This window comes from Nonomuraea sp. NPDC049646 (genome assembly GCF_044465525.1).
Lineage (GTDB): Bacteria > Actinomycetota > Actinomycetes > Streptosporangiales > Streptosporangiaceae > Nonomuraea.
The window spans coordinates 43,935-58,150 of sequence record NZ_JBITLU010000028.1; the positions used below are offsets into that span (position 1 = coordinate 43,935).

Annotated in this window: 17 protein-coding genes and 2 tRNA genes; 12 read left to right on the forward strand and 7 right to left on the reverse strand. The window is 72.1% G+C overall.

All coding sequences use genetic code 11. The features are described from left to right. Window positions 1-6: 6 nt before the first annotated feature. Both ACIBQ8_RS47800 and ACIBQ8_RS47805 read left to right on the forward strand, forming a co-directional pair. A tRNA-Glu gene (locus ACIBQ8_RS47800) sits at window positions 7-82 on the forward strand. Window positions 83-101: 19 nt separating this feature from the next. After that, window positions 102-174, forward strand: a tRNA-Glu gene (locus ACIBQ8_RS47805). A 183-nt stretch (window positions 175-357) separates the two neighbouring features. On the opposite strand, the gene ACIBQ8_RS47810 is transcribed toward ACIBQ8_RS47805, so the two are convergent. Continuing rightward, entirely contained in the window at window positions 358-2,073 is a 1,716-nt protein-coding gene (locus tag ACIBQ8_RS47810) for a hypothetical protein (RefSeq protein WP_397172459.1), read from the reverse strand. A 58-nt stretch (window positions 2,074-2,131) separates the two neighbouring features. After that, window positions 2,132-2,848, reverse strand: a complete 717-nt coding sequence (locus tag ACIBQ8_RS47815; protein ID WP_397172457.1) for an IclR family transcriptional regulator — start codon at window positions 2,846-2,848, stop codon at window positions 2,132-2,134. A 63-nt stretch (window positions 2,849-2,911) separates the two neighbouring features. On the opposite strand from ACIBQ8_RS47815, the gene leuC reads away from it, so the two are divergent. The 4 genes from leuC (at window position 2,912) to ACIBQ8_RS47835 (ending at window position 5,504) form a co-directional block, all read left to right on the forward strand. Beyond that, window positions 2,912-4,297, forward strand: a complete 1,386-nt coding sequence (gene leuC / locus ACIBQ8_RS47820; protein ID WP_397195508.1) for a 3-isopropylmalate dehydratase large subunit — start codon at window positions 2,912-2,914, stop codon at window positions 4,295-4,297. A 14-nt stretch (window positions 4,298-4,311) separates the two neighbouring features. Next, on the forward strand, window positions 4,312-4,899 hold the full coding sequence (gene leuD / locus ACIBQ8_RS47825) for a 3-isopropylmalate dehydratase small subunit (RefSeq protein ID WP_364330391.1): 588 nt from the start codon (window positions 4,312-4,314) through the stop codon (window positions 4,897-4,899). Continuing rightward, window positions 4,878-5,105 (forward strand): hypothetical protein, encoded by a 228-nt coding sequence (locus ACIBQ8_RS47830; RefSeq protein ID WP_397172453.1) that lies wholly within the window; start codon window positions 4,878-4,880, stop codon window positions 5,103-5,105. The genes leuD and ACIBQ8_RS47830 overlap by 22 nt, the downstream gene beginning before the upstream one ends. A 99-nt stretch (window positions 5,106-5,204) precedes the next feature. Then, window positions 5,205-5,504 carry an HU family DNA-binding protein gene (locus tag ACIBQ8_RS47835; RefSeq protein ID WP_125637152.1) on the forward strand — a complete coding sequence of 100 codons (300 nt, stop codon included), beginning with the start codon at window positions 5,205-5,207 and terminating at the stop codon, window positions 5,502-5,504. 65 nt (window positions 5,505-5,569) lie between these two features. Here the strand turns inward: ACIBQ8_RS47835 and ACIBQ8_RS47840 are convergent, their stop codons facing one another. Both ACIBQ8_RS47840 and cofC read right to left on the reverse strand, forming a co-directional pair. After that, entirely contained in the window at window positions 5,570-5,779 is a 210-nt protein-coding gene (locus ACIBQ8_RS47840) for a hypothetical protein (protein ID WP_397172451.1), read from the reverse strand. Between the two features lie 53 nt (window positions 5,780-5,832). Beyond that, window positions 5,833-6,468 carry a 2-phospho-L-lactate guanylyltransferase gene (cofC, locus tag ACIBQ8_RS47845; protein WP_397195509.1) on the reverse strand — a complete coding sequence of 212 codons (636 nt, stop codon included), beginning with the start codon at window positions 6,466-6,468 and terminating at the stop codon, window positions 5,833-5,835. A gap of 134 nt (window positions 6,469-6,602) precedes the next feature. Between cofC and ACIBQ8_RS47850 the strand changes: the two genes are divergently transcribed. The 3 genes from ACIBQ8_RS47850 to ACIBQ8_RS47860 all read left to right on the forward strand — a co-directional run bounded on the left by ACIBQ8_RS47850 (window position 6,603) and on the right by ACIBQ8_RS47860 (window position 9,431). Continuing rightward, window positions 6,603-7,259, forward strand: a complete 657-nt coding sequence (locus ACIBQ8_RS47850) for a lysophospholipid acyltransferase family protein (protein WP_397172449.1) — start codon at window positions 6,603-6,605, stop codon at window positions 7,257-7,259. 4 nt (window positions 7,260-7,263) lie between these two features. Further along, entirely contained in the window at window positions 7,264-8,274 is a 1,011-nt protein-coding gene (locus ACIBQ8_RS47855; protein ID WP_397172447.1) for an NAD(P)H-dependent glycerol-3-phosphate dehydrogenase, read from the forward strand. 62 nt (window positions 8,275-8,336) lie between these two features. Then, window positions 8,337-9,431 carry a D-alanine--D-alanine ligase family protein gene (locus ACIBQ8_RS47860; RefSeq protein ID WP_397172446.1) on the forward strand — a complete coding sequence of 365 codons (1,095 nt, stop codon included), beginning with the start codon at window positions 8,337-8,339 and terminating at the stop codon, window positions 9,429-9,431. Here ACIBQ8_RS47860 and ACIBQ8_RS47865 read toward each other — a convergent pair. Further along, window positions 9,414-9,848 (reverse strand): DUF3515 domain-containing protein, encoded by a 435-nt coding sequence (locus tag ACIBQ8_RS47865; protein ID WP_397172444.1) that lies wholly within the window; start codon window positions 9,846-9,848, stop codon window positions 9,414-9,416. The two genes, ACIBQ8_RS47860 and ACIBQ8_RS47865, sit on opposite strands and share 18 nt — an antisense overlap. Before the next feature lie 21 nt (window positions 9,849-9,869). Continuing rightward, window positions 9,870-10,103, reverse strand: coding sequence for an Lrp/AsnC family transcriptional regulator (locus ACIBQ8_RS47870; RefSeq protein ID WP_125637145.1), 234 nt, complete (start codon window positions 10,101-10,103; stop codon window positions 9,870-9,872). Window positions 10,104-10,150: 47 nt separating this feature from the next. On the opposite strand from ACIBQ8_RS47870, the gene ACIBQ8_RS47875 reads away from it, so the two are divergent. The 3 genes from ACIBQ8_RS47875 (at window position 10,151) to thiD (ending at window position 13,812) form a co-directional block, all read left to right on the forward strand. Then, a complete protein-coding gene (locus ACIBQ8_RS47875; protein WP_397195510.1) occupies window positions 10,151-11,119 on the forward strand; it encodes a thiamine-phosphate kinase in 969 nt (322 codons plus the stop codon). A 125-nt stretch (window positions 11,120-11,244) separates the two neighbouring features. Further along, window positions 11,245-12,984, forward strand: a complete 1,740-nt coding sequence (locus tag ACIBQ8_RS47880; RefSeq protein ID WP_397195511.1) for a hypothetical protein — start codon at window positions 11,245-11,247, stop codon at window positions 12,982-12,984. A gap of 30 nt (window positions 12,985-13,014) precedes the next feature. Beyond that, window positions 13,015-13,812, forward strand: a complete 798-nt coding sequence (thiD, locus tag ACIBQ8_RS47885) for a bifunctional hydroxymethylpyrimidine kinase/phosphomethylpyrimidine kinase (RefSeq protein ID WP_397172440.1) — start codon at window positions 13,015-13,017, stop codon at window positions 13,810-13,812. Window positions 13,813-13,921: 109 nt separating this feature from the next. Here the strand turns inward: thiD and rpmB are convergent, their stop codons facing one another. Next, window positions 13,922-14,107 carry a 50S ribosomal protein L28 gene (gene rpmB, locus ACIBQ8_RS47890; RefSeq protein ID WP_043618345.1) on the reverse strand — a complete coding sequence of 62 codons (186 nt, stop codon included), beginning with the start codon at window positions 14,105-14,107 and terminating at the stop codon, window positions 13,922-13,924. Window positions 14,108-14,216: the final 109 nt, after the last annotated feature.

The following is a 14,216-nucleotide window of genomic DNA, read 5'->3' on the forward strand; positions in this document are numbered from 1 at the left end:
GGACAAGGTCCCGTCGTCTAGTGGCCCAGGACGCCGCCCTCTCAAGGCGGTAGCGCCGGTTCGAATCCGGTCGGGACTACCACGATCACAAGCTGTGCGAAGGTCCCGTCGTCTAGTGGCCCAGGACGCCGCCCTCTCAAGGCGGTAGCGCCGGTTCGAATCCGGTCGGGACTACGTTCACCCAAAACGCTCCGGTGCGTCAAGCACCGGGGCGTTTTTCGCGTTCTCCGGGGCGCTCGGGAACAGGAACAGCGTCCCGCGCGGATTGATTGGAAACGCGAACAGCGTCCCGCGCGGATCGATCAGGAACGGAACAGGGCCCCGCGCGGATCGCGCGGGGCCCTGGCCGTGGTGGGATCAGGCCGAGGAGCGGGCCTTGAACAGGGCGCGGCGGGCCGCCTTGGCGATCTGCTTGTCGGGGTGGACCTGCGAGATCAGGTCCAGCAGCTCCTCCACGTGCGCGTGCGGGATCTTCCAGATCACCTCAAGGAGACCGTTGACCATGTCCGGGCCGATGTCCCGCAGGCTGCTGACGAACTCCGAACGCCCCAGCCCGGCCGAGATCGTCCACATGTCGAGGATCAGCCAGTGGGTGTCGTCCTGGGTGGGCTCGGGCGCCCCCTCGACCCCGAGCTGGCTCAGGTGCGTCGCCGCGTACGGCCGCAGGGACGGCTGCTTGAGCGCCGCCTGCCAGGCCGGGACGGCGGCCTCGCCCAGCGTGCCGACCACGCTGGCCGCCTGCACCCGGATCAGGGCGTCGCTCTCGTCCTCGGCCGCCGCGTCGAGCAGCTCCTCGGCGGCCTTGGCCGGCTCCCTGAGCCGCATCCAGGCGGCGAACTCGGCGTCGGCCTCGTCCTCGGGCAGCTCGGCGCTCAGCGCGAGCAGCTCGTGTGCGCTCATCGACTCGATCGCGGGCCGGGCGTCGACCTCGATGTCGGCGTCGTCCACCAGGTGGACGACGCCCTCGGTGCCCAGCGGGGTGAGGCGCACGGTCGTGCCCTCGACCTCGACCATGCCGTAGCCGGTCAGCCAGTCGATGGCGGGGGCCAGCGGGTCGCCGGCCGCCTCCCAGGCGTCGCCGCCCAGCTCGTCGAGGTCGGCGGCGGCCTCGGCCAGCTCGCGGGCCAGGTCGTCGCGCTCGCGCGAGCCGCCGGCCAGCAGCAGCCTGACCAGCAGGCCCCGGGTCAGGCCGGCCAGCGCCATCGTCAGGTCGTCGTCGTCGAGCTCGGGGTCGCCGTAGTCGACCGAGTGCAGGCCGAGCATCCAGGCGTCGAGGACGTCCTCGTCGTCGTCGAACGGCCACTCGGAGGTGTCGTCCTGGACGGCCACGGTGTTGCCCTCGCCCGGTTCGAGGAACTCCAGGTCGACGGCGAGGTTCCAGATGTTCCAGAGCTGCGGGACCGCCTCGGCCACCGGGCCGTCGGTCTCCGGCCTGGGCAGGCCGACGGCGGCCAGCGCCTCCTCCACCTCGGCGTCGGTGAGCAGGGTGTCCTCGCCGACGCGGCGGCCGGAGCCGACCCACAGCGCCAGATCGCGGGCCTTGGCGACCAGCGGGGCCTGGCGGGCGGCCGCGGCCAGCTCGGAGTCGGGGCGCAGCCTGATCGTGTCGAGCTCGGCCAGCTCGTCGGCGAACGCCTCGAAGTCGCCCAGGTCGCCCGTCTCCTCCTCGTCGTCGTCACCCGCGCCGTCGTCGTCGAGCAGGTCTTCCATGAGCTCCACGAACTCGTCCTCGACGTCGTCGAGCTCGGCCTGCAGGTCGGCGAGGGAGTCCGAGCCCTTGGCGAGCCTGCCGGTCTGGGAGAGGAACGTCAGGTACGCGTCGACGGCGGGCAGCATGCCGTCGGCGGCGGCGTCGGGATCCTCCACGACCTTCGGCATGCGGTCGAGCAGCAGGTTGCGCAGGTCGGCACGCTTCCACGTGCCGAGGTCCTGCGAGAAGGCGAGACGGTGCCAGAGTGCGGCAGGCCCCACGAGCTCGGGGTCGCTTCCGGGCGCGTTGGAACGCGCCCACATGATGAACTCTTCGAGCAGGGGTCGCAGCTCAGTGGCGGCTACCTCGATGCGATCTGTCACGCACTCAGGCTAGTGCGCCCGCGAGGCAGTCGGCCCCCGAAATACGAGCTTTCGCCGATCATGACGTGCGGCGCATGGCCTCGGTGATCCGTTCGGCGGCCGCCATGACGGGCACGGCGTGCAACCGGCCGGGCGCCCGGGTGAGCCGCTCGATGGGTCCGGAGACCGAGACGGACGCGATCACCTTGCCTCCGCTGCCCCTTATGGGAGCCGACACGCTGGCCACCCCCTGCTCGCGCTCACCGACGCTGTGGGCCCACCCGCGGCGGCGCACGGAGGCGAGGGTGGCGGCGGTGAACTTGGCCCCGCGCAGGCCCCTGTGCAGCCGGTCGGGCTCCTCCCAGGCCAGCAGGATCTGGGCCGCCGAGCCCGCCGTCATCGGCAGCGCCGACCCCACCGGGACGGTGTCGCGCAGGCCGCTGGCCCGCTCGGCCGCCGCCACGCAGACCCGCTCGTCGCCCTGGCGCCGGTAGAGTTGCGCGCTCTCGCCGGTCAGGTCGCGCAGCTGCATCAGCACGGGCGAGGCCACCGCGAGCAGCCGGTCCTCGCCGGCCGCCGTGGACAACTCCGAGAGCCGCGGCCCGAGCACGAATCTGCCCTGGGTGTCGCGGCTCACGATGCGGTGGTGCTCAAGTGCGACGGCCAGCCGGTGGGCCGTCGGGCGGGCCAGGCCGGTGGCCTGGACGAGCTGAGCCAGGGAAGCGGGACCCGCTTCGAGGGCATTGAGTACAAGAACGGCCTTGTCGAGTACTCCGACTCCGCTAGAGTTGTCCATACACCGATACTGCCGTCTCGACATATGAGAAAGCAAGTCGGAGGCAATCTCAAGGAGGAGATCATGGGCCGCACACTGGCCGAGAAGGTCTGGGAGCAGCACGTCGTCCGCCGTGCGGAGGGCGAACCCGACCTGCTCTACATCGACCTGCACCTCATTCACGAGGTGACCAGTCCGCAGGCGTTCGACGGGCTCCGTCTCGCCGGGCGGAAGGTGCGTCGGCCCGATCTCACCATCGCCACCGAGGACCACAACGTCCCGACCGTGCTCGGCCCGATCTCCGACCCCGTCTCCAAGGCCCAGGTCGAGACGCTGCGCAAGAACGCCGCCGAGTTCGGCATCAGGCTGCACCCGATGGGCGACGCCGGCCAGGGCGTGGTGCACATCATCGGCCCGCAGTTCGGCCTGACCCAGCCGGGCATGACGATCGTGTGCGGCGACTCCCACACCTCCACCCACGGCGCCTTCGGCGGCATCGCGTTCGGCATCGGCACCTCCGAGGTCGAGCACGTGCTGGCCACCCAGACGCTGCCCGCCTACCGGCCGAAGACGATGGCCATCGAGGTCTCGGGCGAGCTGCCCGCCGGCGTCACCGCCAAGGACCTGATCCTGGCGATCATCGCCAAGATCGGCACCGGCGGCGGCCAGGGCTACATCGTCGAGTACCGCGGCGAGGCCGTGCGCAAGCTCTCCATGGAGGGCCGCATGACCGTCTGCAACATGTCCATCGAGGCGGGCGCCCGCGCCGGCGTGATCGCCCCGGACGAGACCACCTTCGCCTACCTCAAGGGCCGCCCGCACGCCCCCGAGGGCGAGCTGTGGGACCAGGCCGTCGCGTACTGGAAGTCGCTGCGCACCGACGACGACGCCGTGTTCGACAAGGTCGTGGAGATCGACGCCTCGACGCTGACCCCGTACGTCACGTGGGGCACCAACCCCGGCCAGGGCCTGCCGCTGGGCGAGTCCGTGCCGAGCCCCGACAGCTTCGCCGACCCGGTCGAGCGCTCGGCCGCCGAGCGCGCGCTGGAGTACATGGGCCTGACCGCGGGCACGCCGCTGCGCGAGATCGAGGTCGACACCGTGTTCGTCGGCTCGTGCACCAACGGCCGCATCGAGGACCTGCGCTCGGCCGCCGAGATCCTGCGCGGCCGCCAGGTCCGCACCCGCACGCTGATCGTGCCCGGGTCGATGCTGGTCAAGCTCCAGGCCGAGCAGGAGGGCCTGCACGAGGTGTTCAAGGCCGCCGGCGCCGAGTGGCGCGAGGCCGGCTGCTCGATGTGCCTGGGCATGAACCCCGACACGCTCAAGCCCGGCGAGCGCAGCGCCTCCACCTCCAACCGCAACTTCGAGGGCCGCCAGGGCAAGGGCGGCCGCACCCACCTGGTGTCGCCGCAGGTCGCCGCCGCGACCGCGGTCACCGGCCGCCTGACCGCCCCCGCCGACCTGTAAGGAGAACCAGACCGATGGACGCCTTCACCACCCACACCGGTACGGCGGTGCCGCTGCGCCGCAGCAACGTCGACACCGACCAGATCATCCCGGCCGTCTGGCTCAAGCAGGTCAGCCGCACCGGCTTCGAGAAGGGCCTGTTCGCCGCCTGGCGCGAGGACCCGACGTTCGTCCTGAACGACCCCTCCTACGAGGGCGGCTCGATCCTGGTCTCCGGCCCCGACTTCGGCACCGGCTCCTCCCGCGAGCACGCCGTGTGGGCCCTGCAGCAGTACGGGTTCCGCGCCGTGATCGCCGCCCGGTTCGGCGACATCTTCCGCAACAACTCCACCAAGATGGGGCTGCTGCCGGTCGTCCTGCCGGCCGAGAAGGTCGAGGCCCTGCAGGCCGCCGTCGAGGCCGACCCGAAGCTCCAGGTGACCGTCGACCTGCTGGAACGCCAGGTCCGCTGGGCCGGCGAGGTCGTGCCGTTCGAGATCGACGACTACACCCGCTGGCGTCTCACCGAGGGCTTGGACGACATCGGCCTGACCCTGCGTCACGCCGACGACGTGGCCGCGTACGAGAATGGTCGGCAGCCATGGCTGCCGACGACCGTCTAGAAGACGACGAACTGGCGCGGCGGTTGCGCGAGGCGCACCGCCGCGTCCGCATGCTCCCCGCCGCCGACAAGGAACGGGCGGCCCGCCGTTACCTGTCCATCTGCGATCTCGCCAAGCGCGATCCGGAAAGGGCGGCCGTCCGTCTCGACGCCTTTCTGGGCGCTCTCGACACGCCACGCGAGGGGGAAAACACGCAGGGTGATTGAGTTCCCCCGCGATCCCGCCTACTTTCGAGCGCGTAAGGGGTTTCTACGTCGAACTCGAGAGCTGGAACCCCGAGCCGTCACTGGGGGAGCAGGACTTTCATGAACAAGCGAGAGCTCGTCGACGCCATCACCGATCGGGTGGGCGACAAAAGGACGGCCACCGAGGCCGTCAACGCGGTCATCGAGGCCATCCAGAAGGCCGTGGCGAGCGGGGACAAGGTCTCCATCACGGGCTTCGGCGCGTTCGAGATGGTGAACAAGCCCGCCCGCACTGCCAGGAACCCGTCGACCGGCGCCGAGATCAAGGTCGCCGAGAGCTGGGCGCCCAAGTTCCGTCCCGGCTCTGAATTCAAGGACCTGGTGAACGAGGGCGGCAAGCAGGTCGGCAAGAAGAAATAGTCTCAGCGGACATCACGCCCGGGCGGCCCACGCCCGGGCGTTCGCTGTTTTCCGGGGCCGCGCCGTCATTCGGGCGCGGGAACGGGGAACGTCGACAGCGTGATGTAGGTGATCTGCCCGCCGTCGGTCGCCAGGTTCACCCGCTGCCCCGTGCGCAGCAGCCGCAGCGGCCCCGCGTCGAAGGCGCGCGTGCCGAACTCCAGCACCGTCCCGTCGTCGAGGAAGACCGAGCCGGAACGGGTGACCTCGTCGAAGCTGCGTACCGTCGCCTGCACGCCGTCCAGCCTAAGCCGACGGCCGTCCGGCGGGCGAGAGGCGGCCCGGAGGGTCACGCCCCCGGCCACAGGTCGGCGACCACCGCCGCCGTGTGCCGCCCCAGGCCCAGGGACAGGGCCGCGCGCAGGTCGTCGGGGGTGTCCACGTCCCGCCGGAGCGAGTCGATCCCCGGCACGCACAGCTCCTTCGCGCCGCCGGCCAGGTGCTTGGCCCGCGACTCGCCGCCGAACCGCGGCGTGAACGGCCGCCCGGCGAGCACGCCGTAGAACGTCGTGCCGACCTCCTGGGCGTCCGGCACGAACGACTGGTCGAACTCGGCCGCCGCCGCCAGCGCCGTCGCCAGCTCGGCCGGTCGCAGGGCCGGCAGGTCGGCCTGGAGGGCGCCCACCGCCTCACCGGGCGCGACGCGTACGGCATGGGCCGCGCCCGTGCGCAACGCGGTGTTGAGCCCGCGGTCGGGGTCGTGCACCACCTCCGCGCCCAGCGCCCCCAGCGGCCCCGCCGCGGCCGGATCGGCGGTCACCACGATCACCCGCGCCACCGCCGGGCAGGCCAGCGCCGCGGCCACGGTGTCGCAGGCCACGGCCACGGCCAGCCGCGTACGGTGGGGACCCGTCGCGGCCGCCAGCCGCGTCTTCGCCGCGACCAGCGTCTTCACCGGAATGACCAGAGACCAGCGGTTGCTCATAGGCTTAAGCATCTCGCCTCGACATCCCACGCGGCCAACCGGGAGACTTGGGGCGCAAACCGTACGGGTTGGAGGAGACCATGAGCCGCCCCACGCGACCTTCGCGTTTCTGGGAGTCATTCGCCGTAGCGGTGGTGAAGCCGCTGTCGTGGCTCCTGGTCAAGAAGGACTGGCGCAACGGCGAGCGCCTTCCGCGCACCGGCGGCATCATCATCGCGGCCAACCACCTGTCCTGGAGCGATCCCGTCCTGCTGTCGCACTTCCTGTTCAACAACGGCCGCTGGCCGGTCATCCTGGCCAAGGCGGCGCTGTTCAAGGTGCCCTTCCTGGGCCGGGCGCTCAACGGCCTGCTGGTCATCCCGGTCGAGCGGGGCAGCAGCGAGGCGGCCAGGTCGCTCAGCTTCTCGGCCCAGCGGCTGCGCGACGGCGCGGCCATCCTGTTCTACCCCGAGGGCACCTGCACCCGCGATCCCGAGCTGTGGCCCATGGTGGGCAAGACCGGCGCCGCCCGGCTGGCGCTGGAGAGCGGCGCGCAGGTCATCCCCATCGCCCACTGGGGCGCCCACGAGCTGCTCCCGTACGGCGCCAAGAAGCCCAGGCTGTTCCCGCGCAAGACCTTCCACGTCACCGTCGGCCCGCCGGTCGACCTGTCCAAGTACGAGGGGCAGCCCCTGCGCGCGAGCGTGCTGCGCGAGGCGACCGCCGACATCATGGCGGCCATCACCGAGCAGCTGACCGAGCTGCGCGGCGAGAAGGCCCCGGAAACTCCCTACGATCCCGCCAGGCGGTGATGGCATGACAAAGGCAGCCGTTCTCGGCACGGGCTCGTGGGGCACCACGTTCGCCATGGTCCTCGCCGAGGCGGGCAACGAGGTCACGCTGTGGGGGCGCCGGCCGGAACTGGTCGAGGCGATCGACAAGGACCACGCCAACCCCGACTACCTGCCCGGCGTGACGCTGCCCGAGTCGCTGCGCGCCACCACCGACCCCGTGCGCGCGCTCGACGGCGCCGACTTCGTGGTGCTGGCCGTGCCCTCGCAGATGTTGCGGCCCAACCTGACCGCCTGGCGCGAGCACATCCCGCCGAACGCGGTCCTGGTCAGCCTCATGAAGGGCGTCGAGCTGGGCACGACCAAGCGCATGAGCGAGGTGATCCGCGAGGTCGCCGAGGTGCCCGAGGAGCGGGTCGCGGTGGTGTCCGGGCCCAACCTGGCCAAGGAGATCGCCCACCGCCAGCCCGCCGCCACGGTCGTCGCCTGCACCGACGAGTCGGTCGCCGAACGCCTCCAGGCCGCCTGCCACCTGCCGCCGTGGTTCCGGCCGTACACCAACACCGACGTGGTCGGGGTCGAGCTGGGCGGCGCGGTGAAGAACGTGATCGCGCTGGCCGTGGGCGTCTCGGCGGGCATGGGCATGGGCGACAACGTCAGCGCCATGCTCATCACCAGGGGCCTGGCCGAGATCTCCCGCCTGGGCGCCGCGCTCGGCGCCGACCCCCACACCTTCGCCGGGCTGGCCGGCATGGGCGACCTGGTGGCCACCTGCACCTCGCCGCTGTCGCGCAACCGCACCTTCGGCGAGAACCTGGGCCGCGGCATGACCCTCGCCGAGGTCGTCGCCGCCACCAAGCAGACCGCCGAGGGCGTGAAGTCCTGCGAGTCCGTCCTTGAGCTGGCCAGGAAGCACGACGTCGAGATGCCGATCACCGAGGTGGTCGTCGGGGTCGTGCACGACGGCATGTCGCCGTCGGAGGCGGGCATGCTGCTCATGTCCCGCTCGCCCAAACCCGAACGGTACGGCGTGTGAATCCGGACGCCACCGCGTGCTCGACTCGCTGTCAGGGGGACACCCCGGTAGATTCGGACGTCATGAGCAAGCCACGCGTCGCCGTCGTTTTCGGAGGTCGCAATTCTGAGCATGCCGTGTCCCTCATGGGCGCGGGCAGCGTGCTGGATGTGATCGACAGGAGTAAGTACGAGGTGATCCCGGTCGGGATCGCCCAGGACGGCAGGTGGGTGCTCGCCGCGTCCGACCAGCGGTTCGCCATCGAGGGCGGGGAACTGCCCGCGGTCGACACCTCGGGAGCCGCGCTCGCGCTGCCCAGCGGGGGCGCCGGGCTGGTGGCCTACGACCCCGGGAGCATCCCCGTCGAGCTCGGCGCGGTCGACGTCGTCTTCCCCGTCATGCACGGTCCGTTCGCCGAGGACGGCACCATCCAGGGCCTGCTGGAGATGGCCGGCGTCCGCTACGTCGGCTCCGGTGTGCTGGCCAGCGCCGTCGGCATGGACAAGGCGCACATGAAGACCGTGATGGCCGCCGCCGGGCTGCCGATCGGCCGTTACGTCGTCGTCCGCGACCGCGACTGGCGGCTCAACCGCGAGTGCGTGCTGAAGGAGGCCGAGGAGCTCGGCTTCCCGGTGTTCGTCAAGCCCGCCAGGGCCGGCTCCTCGCAGGGCATCTCCAAGGCCCACGACCGCGCCGAGCTGGAGGCGGCCGTCGAGTCCGCCCGGCGGCACGACCCCAAGGTGCTGATCGAGGCCGCGATCGAGGGCCGCGAGATCGAGTGCGCGGTGCTGGAGTCGCTCGGCGACGAGCCCGCCGCCGCGTCGATCCCGGGCGAGGTCAGGGTCGAGGGCGGCCAGGAGTTCTTCGACTTCGAGGCCAAGTACTACCCCGACCAGATGTCGCTCACGGTGCCCGCCGACATCCCGGCCGAGACCGCGGAGGAGCTGCGCGCGATGGCCGTACGGGCGTTCGAGGCGCTCGACTGCGAGGGCCTGTCCAGGGTCGACTTCTTCTACACGCCCGACGGCCGGCTGATCTTCAACGAGATCAACACGATGCCCGGGTTCACCTCGTTGTCGGTCGCGCCGCAGCTCTGGGCGGCCTCGGGGCTGTCCTACCCGCAACTGGTCGACCGGCTGATCCAGCTCGCGCTGTCGCGCTCACCCGGACTGCGTTGACACGGCCCGCCCGATCGGCCCCGACAGCTCGGCCAGCACGTCGGGCGCCGCGTGGTCGCCGCCGACCGTGACCTCCACGTACGTGGGCGCGGCCACCGCGGTGAACAGGATGGGCTTGTCCGGATCGGCGAACCAGCCCACCCCGTCGATCTCCCGGAGCTGGTCGGTCGGCGCCATCCGGGCAGGCCGCGGCACGCCGCAGCGCAACGCGATGGACGCCTCCCCCCAGACCGCCACGTACGGCGAGGCCGGCTCCGACGTGCCGCGCTCGGCGCCGTCGAGCGTCTTGGGCAGCAGGGGCGCGAGCCTGTCACAGGCCGCCGCCGCCTCCCCCGAAGGCTTGGGCGGATCGACCTGTACCACGCCGCCGCAGCCGGCGAGTGCCAGAACAAGGAGCAGGACGGCGGCGGCGCGCATGGAACCCGGACCTCTTACGTGTCAGATATGAACGATCGGACACGTAAGAGTACGCGTGATCCCCTCCACCGCCTGAATCTGCGCCACGACCAGCTTGCCGAGCTCGTCGACGTTGCGCGCCTCGGCGCGGACGATCACGTCGTAGGGCCCCGTCACGTCTTCCGCCTGGGTGACCCCCGGAATACCGGAGATCTCCTCGGCAACGGCGGCGGCCTTGCCGACCTCGGTCTGAATAAGGATGTAGGCCTGCACCATCACGTCCTCCCGGGCGATTGGATCACGCCGAAGGGCCACCGTACCCTGTGAGCGTCAGGAGGTGCGTCATCACAGTCGGAGATCTCGGCGAATTCGGTGTCGTCAATCGTATTGCCGGACGCCTGCCCCAGGGAGAGGGGGTCATGCTCGGCCCGGGTGACGACGCCGCCATGGTCGCCGCGCCCGACGGGCGGGTGGTCGTCTCGACCGATCTGCTGGTCGAGCGCAGGCACTTCCGGCTCGACTGGTCCGGCGGGCGCGACGTGGGCCGCAAGGCCGCCGCCCAGAACCTGGCCGACATCGCCGCCATGGGGGCCGTGCCGACGTCCATCGTGGTGGGGCTCGGCATCCCCGCCGAGCTGCCGGTGGCCTGGCTCGACGCCCTGACCGACGGGTTCCGCGAGGAGTGCGCGGTGGTCGGCGCGAGCGTGGTCGGCGGCGACATCACCCGGTCCGACCTGGTGGTCATCGGGGTGACCGCGCTGGGCGACCTGCGCGGGCGGGCGCCGGTGACGCGGTCCGGGGCGCGGCCGGGGCACGTGGTGGCCGTGGCCGGGCGGCTGGGCTACGCCGCCGCCGGGCTGGCGCTGCTGGGCGCCGGGGTCGCCGCGGGTTCCGGCGTGCTGGCCGAGGCGGTGACCGCCCACCGGCGGCCCCGCCCGCCGTACGAGGAGGGGCCGCGGGCGGCCGCGCTGGGCGCGAGCGCCATGCTCGACGTCAGCGACGGCCTGGTGCAGGACCTCGGGCACGTGGCCGCGGCCAGCGGCGTACGCGTCGAGCTCGATCCCGGGGCGTTCGCCGTGGGGGAGCCGGTGGCGGCGGCGGCCGAGGAGCTGGGGCAGGATCCGCTCGAATGGGTGCTCACGGGTGGTGAGGATCACGCGCTCGCCGCGGTCTTCCCCGCCGACGTGCGGCTGCCGCCGTCGTGGCAGGTCGTGGGCCGGGTGGTCGAGGGCGAGGGCGTCCTGGTGCACGGCCGCCAGGTGGGACAGGGCGGCTGGGATCACTTTCGGTGATGACTTGTCCCGGTTTAAGTGAAATTTTCCGGGTTTGGGGTGGCACTAGCGGGATTGTTGTGACAAGGACGTAGTAAAGGTGTTATGAAGATTGGCGGCCACTGTAACCGCGAGAAAGGGCAGCCATGGGCCGCCACGGCACCGGTGGATCCGACGACGGGGATGAACGGGGGAACGGCAGCGCTTTCTGGGGTCCCGACGACCCGGCCGAGGCGCCGGGCTGGCCGGCGTTGCCGGACCAGGTCGAGGTGACGGGGCAGTGGGCCCCGATGCCGCGCCGCGAGGACGGCCCGCCGCAGCGCGGCAGGCAGCCCGAGCCGTTCGAGACCACGGGGGCCTTCGCCGTGCCCGTCGACGCCGCCCCGGGGTTCCCGCCGTCCGACGCCCCCTCCGGCCCCTTCCCGCCGCCGAACGGCCCCCAGTTCTCCGGGTCCCCCTACCCCGAGCCGAACGGGGCCGGGCCGTTCGAGGTGACGGGCGCGTTCGCCCGCCCGGCCGACTGGGACGCCGTCGGCCCCTCCGCGCAGCCCGACGCCACGTCCGCCTTCGGGCCGCCGCCGAGCTTCGACGCCTCCGGCCGCACCACGGGCCCCTTCGACGCCCCCCGGAGGAACACCGGCCCGTTCGACGCGCAGGGCCCTGACAGCGGCCCGTTCGACCGGCAGGGCAGGAACACCGGCCCCTTCGACGCCCCCGAGCCGGGCGGCACGGCCAGGTTCGACGTGCCGGGCCCCGGCGGCACCGCCAGGTTCGACGTGCCGGAGTCGGGAAGCACCGCCAGGTTCGACGTGCCCGGCGGGGCCGACACCGCTTTCCCGGGCAGGCCGCCGGAGCCCGGTGACGTGAAGGTGGCCGGGGAGCCGACCGCCGCGCACACCCCGGCCTGGGCGGAGGCCGAGACCGGCTTCCTGCGCTCGGGCTGGTCCTCCGACCAGGACCTCGACGATCTGGACGAGCCCGACGAGTCCCGTGGCCGTCGCCGCGGCGGCCGTCGCAAGTCGTCCAGAGGCGGCGGCGGTGGCGACGACGACGGCCTGAACCCGGCCGCCGGCGGCGGCAGCGGCAAGGGCAGGGGCCGCATGGCGCTGCTGTCGGTCGCCGCCGTGGCCGTCGTGCTCGGCGGCACGGTCGCCGGGGTGAAGCTCATGAGCTCCTCCGACGACCCGGGCAAGTGCGCGGGCGCGAGCTGCGCCGCCGTCCACACCAGCACCAGCCCCTCGACCGCCGTGGTCTCCGACCCCAGCACCGAGGAGGAGGAGCCCTCCGAGGAGCCGACGGAGGACGAGGAGTCGAGCACGCCCTCCGACGCCCCGACGACCGCCGCCCCCACGGTCGGCAACCGCGTCCCGCGCCGCAGCACGGCCCCCACCCCCACACCCACCAGGACGCGGACGAAGGCCTCGGCCAAGCCGACGCGGCAGCCGGAGCCGCCGGCCGAGGAGACGATCTCCGAGGCCCCGACCGACGACGGCACGCCCCTCGGCAACTCCGACACCGGCGTCGTCCCCACGGTGGGCAGCAGCCCCGCGCCCGCGGCCACCGCCACGTCCGGGTACGGCGGCAGCGGCGGCTCGGTCAACGTGCGGCAGACGGTCAAGCAGCGGCTCACCTCGTACTCGGCCACGCTGCGCGTCACCAACCAGTCGGCGGCCCCGCTGGCGAACGCCACCTTCTCCGTCCCGGTCGAGGGCCGCGTCATGGACGTGAACGGCGGCTCCTGGACCCAGGACGGCGACCTGCTGATCATCGACCTGTCGGGCTCGCTGGCCGCCGGGGACTCGGCGAGCGTCACGTACTCGGCGACGGGGAAGGCGCAGGAGCCCGGCTCGTGCGGGCTGGTCGGCGGGGAGTGCGCGATCGGCTGAGTGCCTGGTAAGTACCGGTCGAGTGGTTGGATGGGGTTCATGACGACCCCTCCACGTGTGCTGACCGTCGCGGGCTCCGACTCGGGAGGCGGCGCGGGCATCCAGGCCGACCTGAAGACCATGATGGCGATGGGCGTGCACGGCATGAGCGTGATCGCCGCCGTCACGGCCCAGAACTCGCTGGGCGTCCAGGGCTACTGGGAGCTGCCGCCCGAGGCCGTGCGCGCGCAGCTCGACTCCGTGCTGGGCGACATCGGGGCTCAGGCGATCAAGACCGGCATGCTGGCCTCGCCGGTGCTGGTGGAGACGGTGGCCGAGGTGCTGGGGGCCTATGACGCGCCGGTGGTGGTCGATCCAGTCGGGGTGTCCAAGCACGGCGACTCGCTGCTCGCCCCCGAGGCCGTCGACACGCTCAGGACGCGCCTGCTGCCCGTGGCCACGGTCGTGACGCCGAACCTGTGGGAGGTGGAGCAGCTCACCTCCGTCAAGGTCGAGGACGAGGGAGACCTGCGCAGGGCCGCCGACGCCGTGCTCGCGCTGGGCCCGTCCTGGGCCCTGATCAAGGGCGGCCATCTGCCCGGCGCCCCCGTCGACCTGCTGACCGACGGCACGACCGAGTACCGCTTCGCCGCCGAACGCCTGGACAACCGGCACACCCACGGCACGGGCTGCACCCTCGCCTCGGCCCTGGCCTCCCGGCTCGCGCTCGGCGACGACGTCCCGGCGGCGGTGGAGAGGGCCAAGGAGTACGTGACGGGCGCGATCGCCCGCGGCTTCCCTCTGGGCTCCGGCATCGGCCCGGTGGACCACGCCTGGCGCTGGCGCTGACCCCGTCCCCCCGAGCCTGCCCCTGGCGGGGCGGGGCGGGCCGGGACGGCGGGCACGACGAAAGCCCGCCGCTCCAATCAGGAGCGACGGGCTTCGCGAAAGACGAGAACTAGCGGGTGACCTTGCCCGCCTTGATGCACGAGGTGCACACGTTCAGCTTCTTCGGCGTGCCGCCGACGACCGCGCGGACCGTCTGGATGTTGGGGTTCCAACGGCGACGGGTACGGCGGTGCGAGTGGGACACGTTGTTGCCGAAGGTCGGCCCCTTGCGGCAGACATCGCAGACGGAAGCCACGGTATCGCTCCTTATAACAGTCGATGTAGCCCTGTCCGCTGATGCTTTCCGGGCGGAGGGCATGCCGGGACAACCGGCCAGCCAGACGAGAATATCTGATCCACACCAT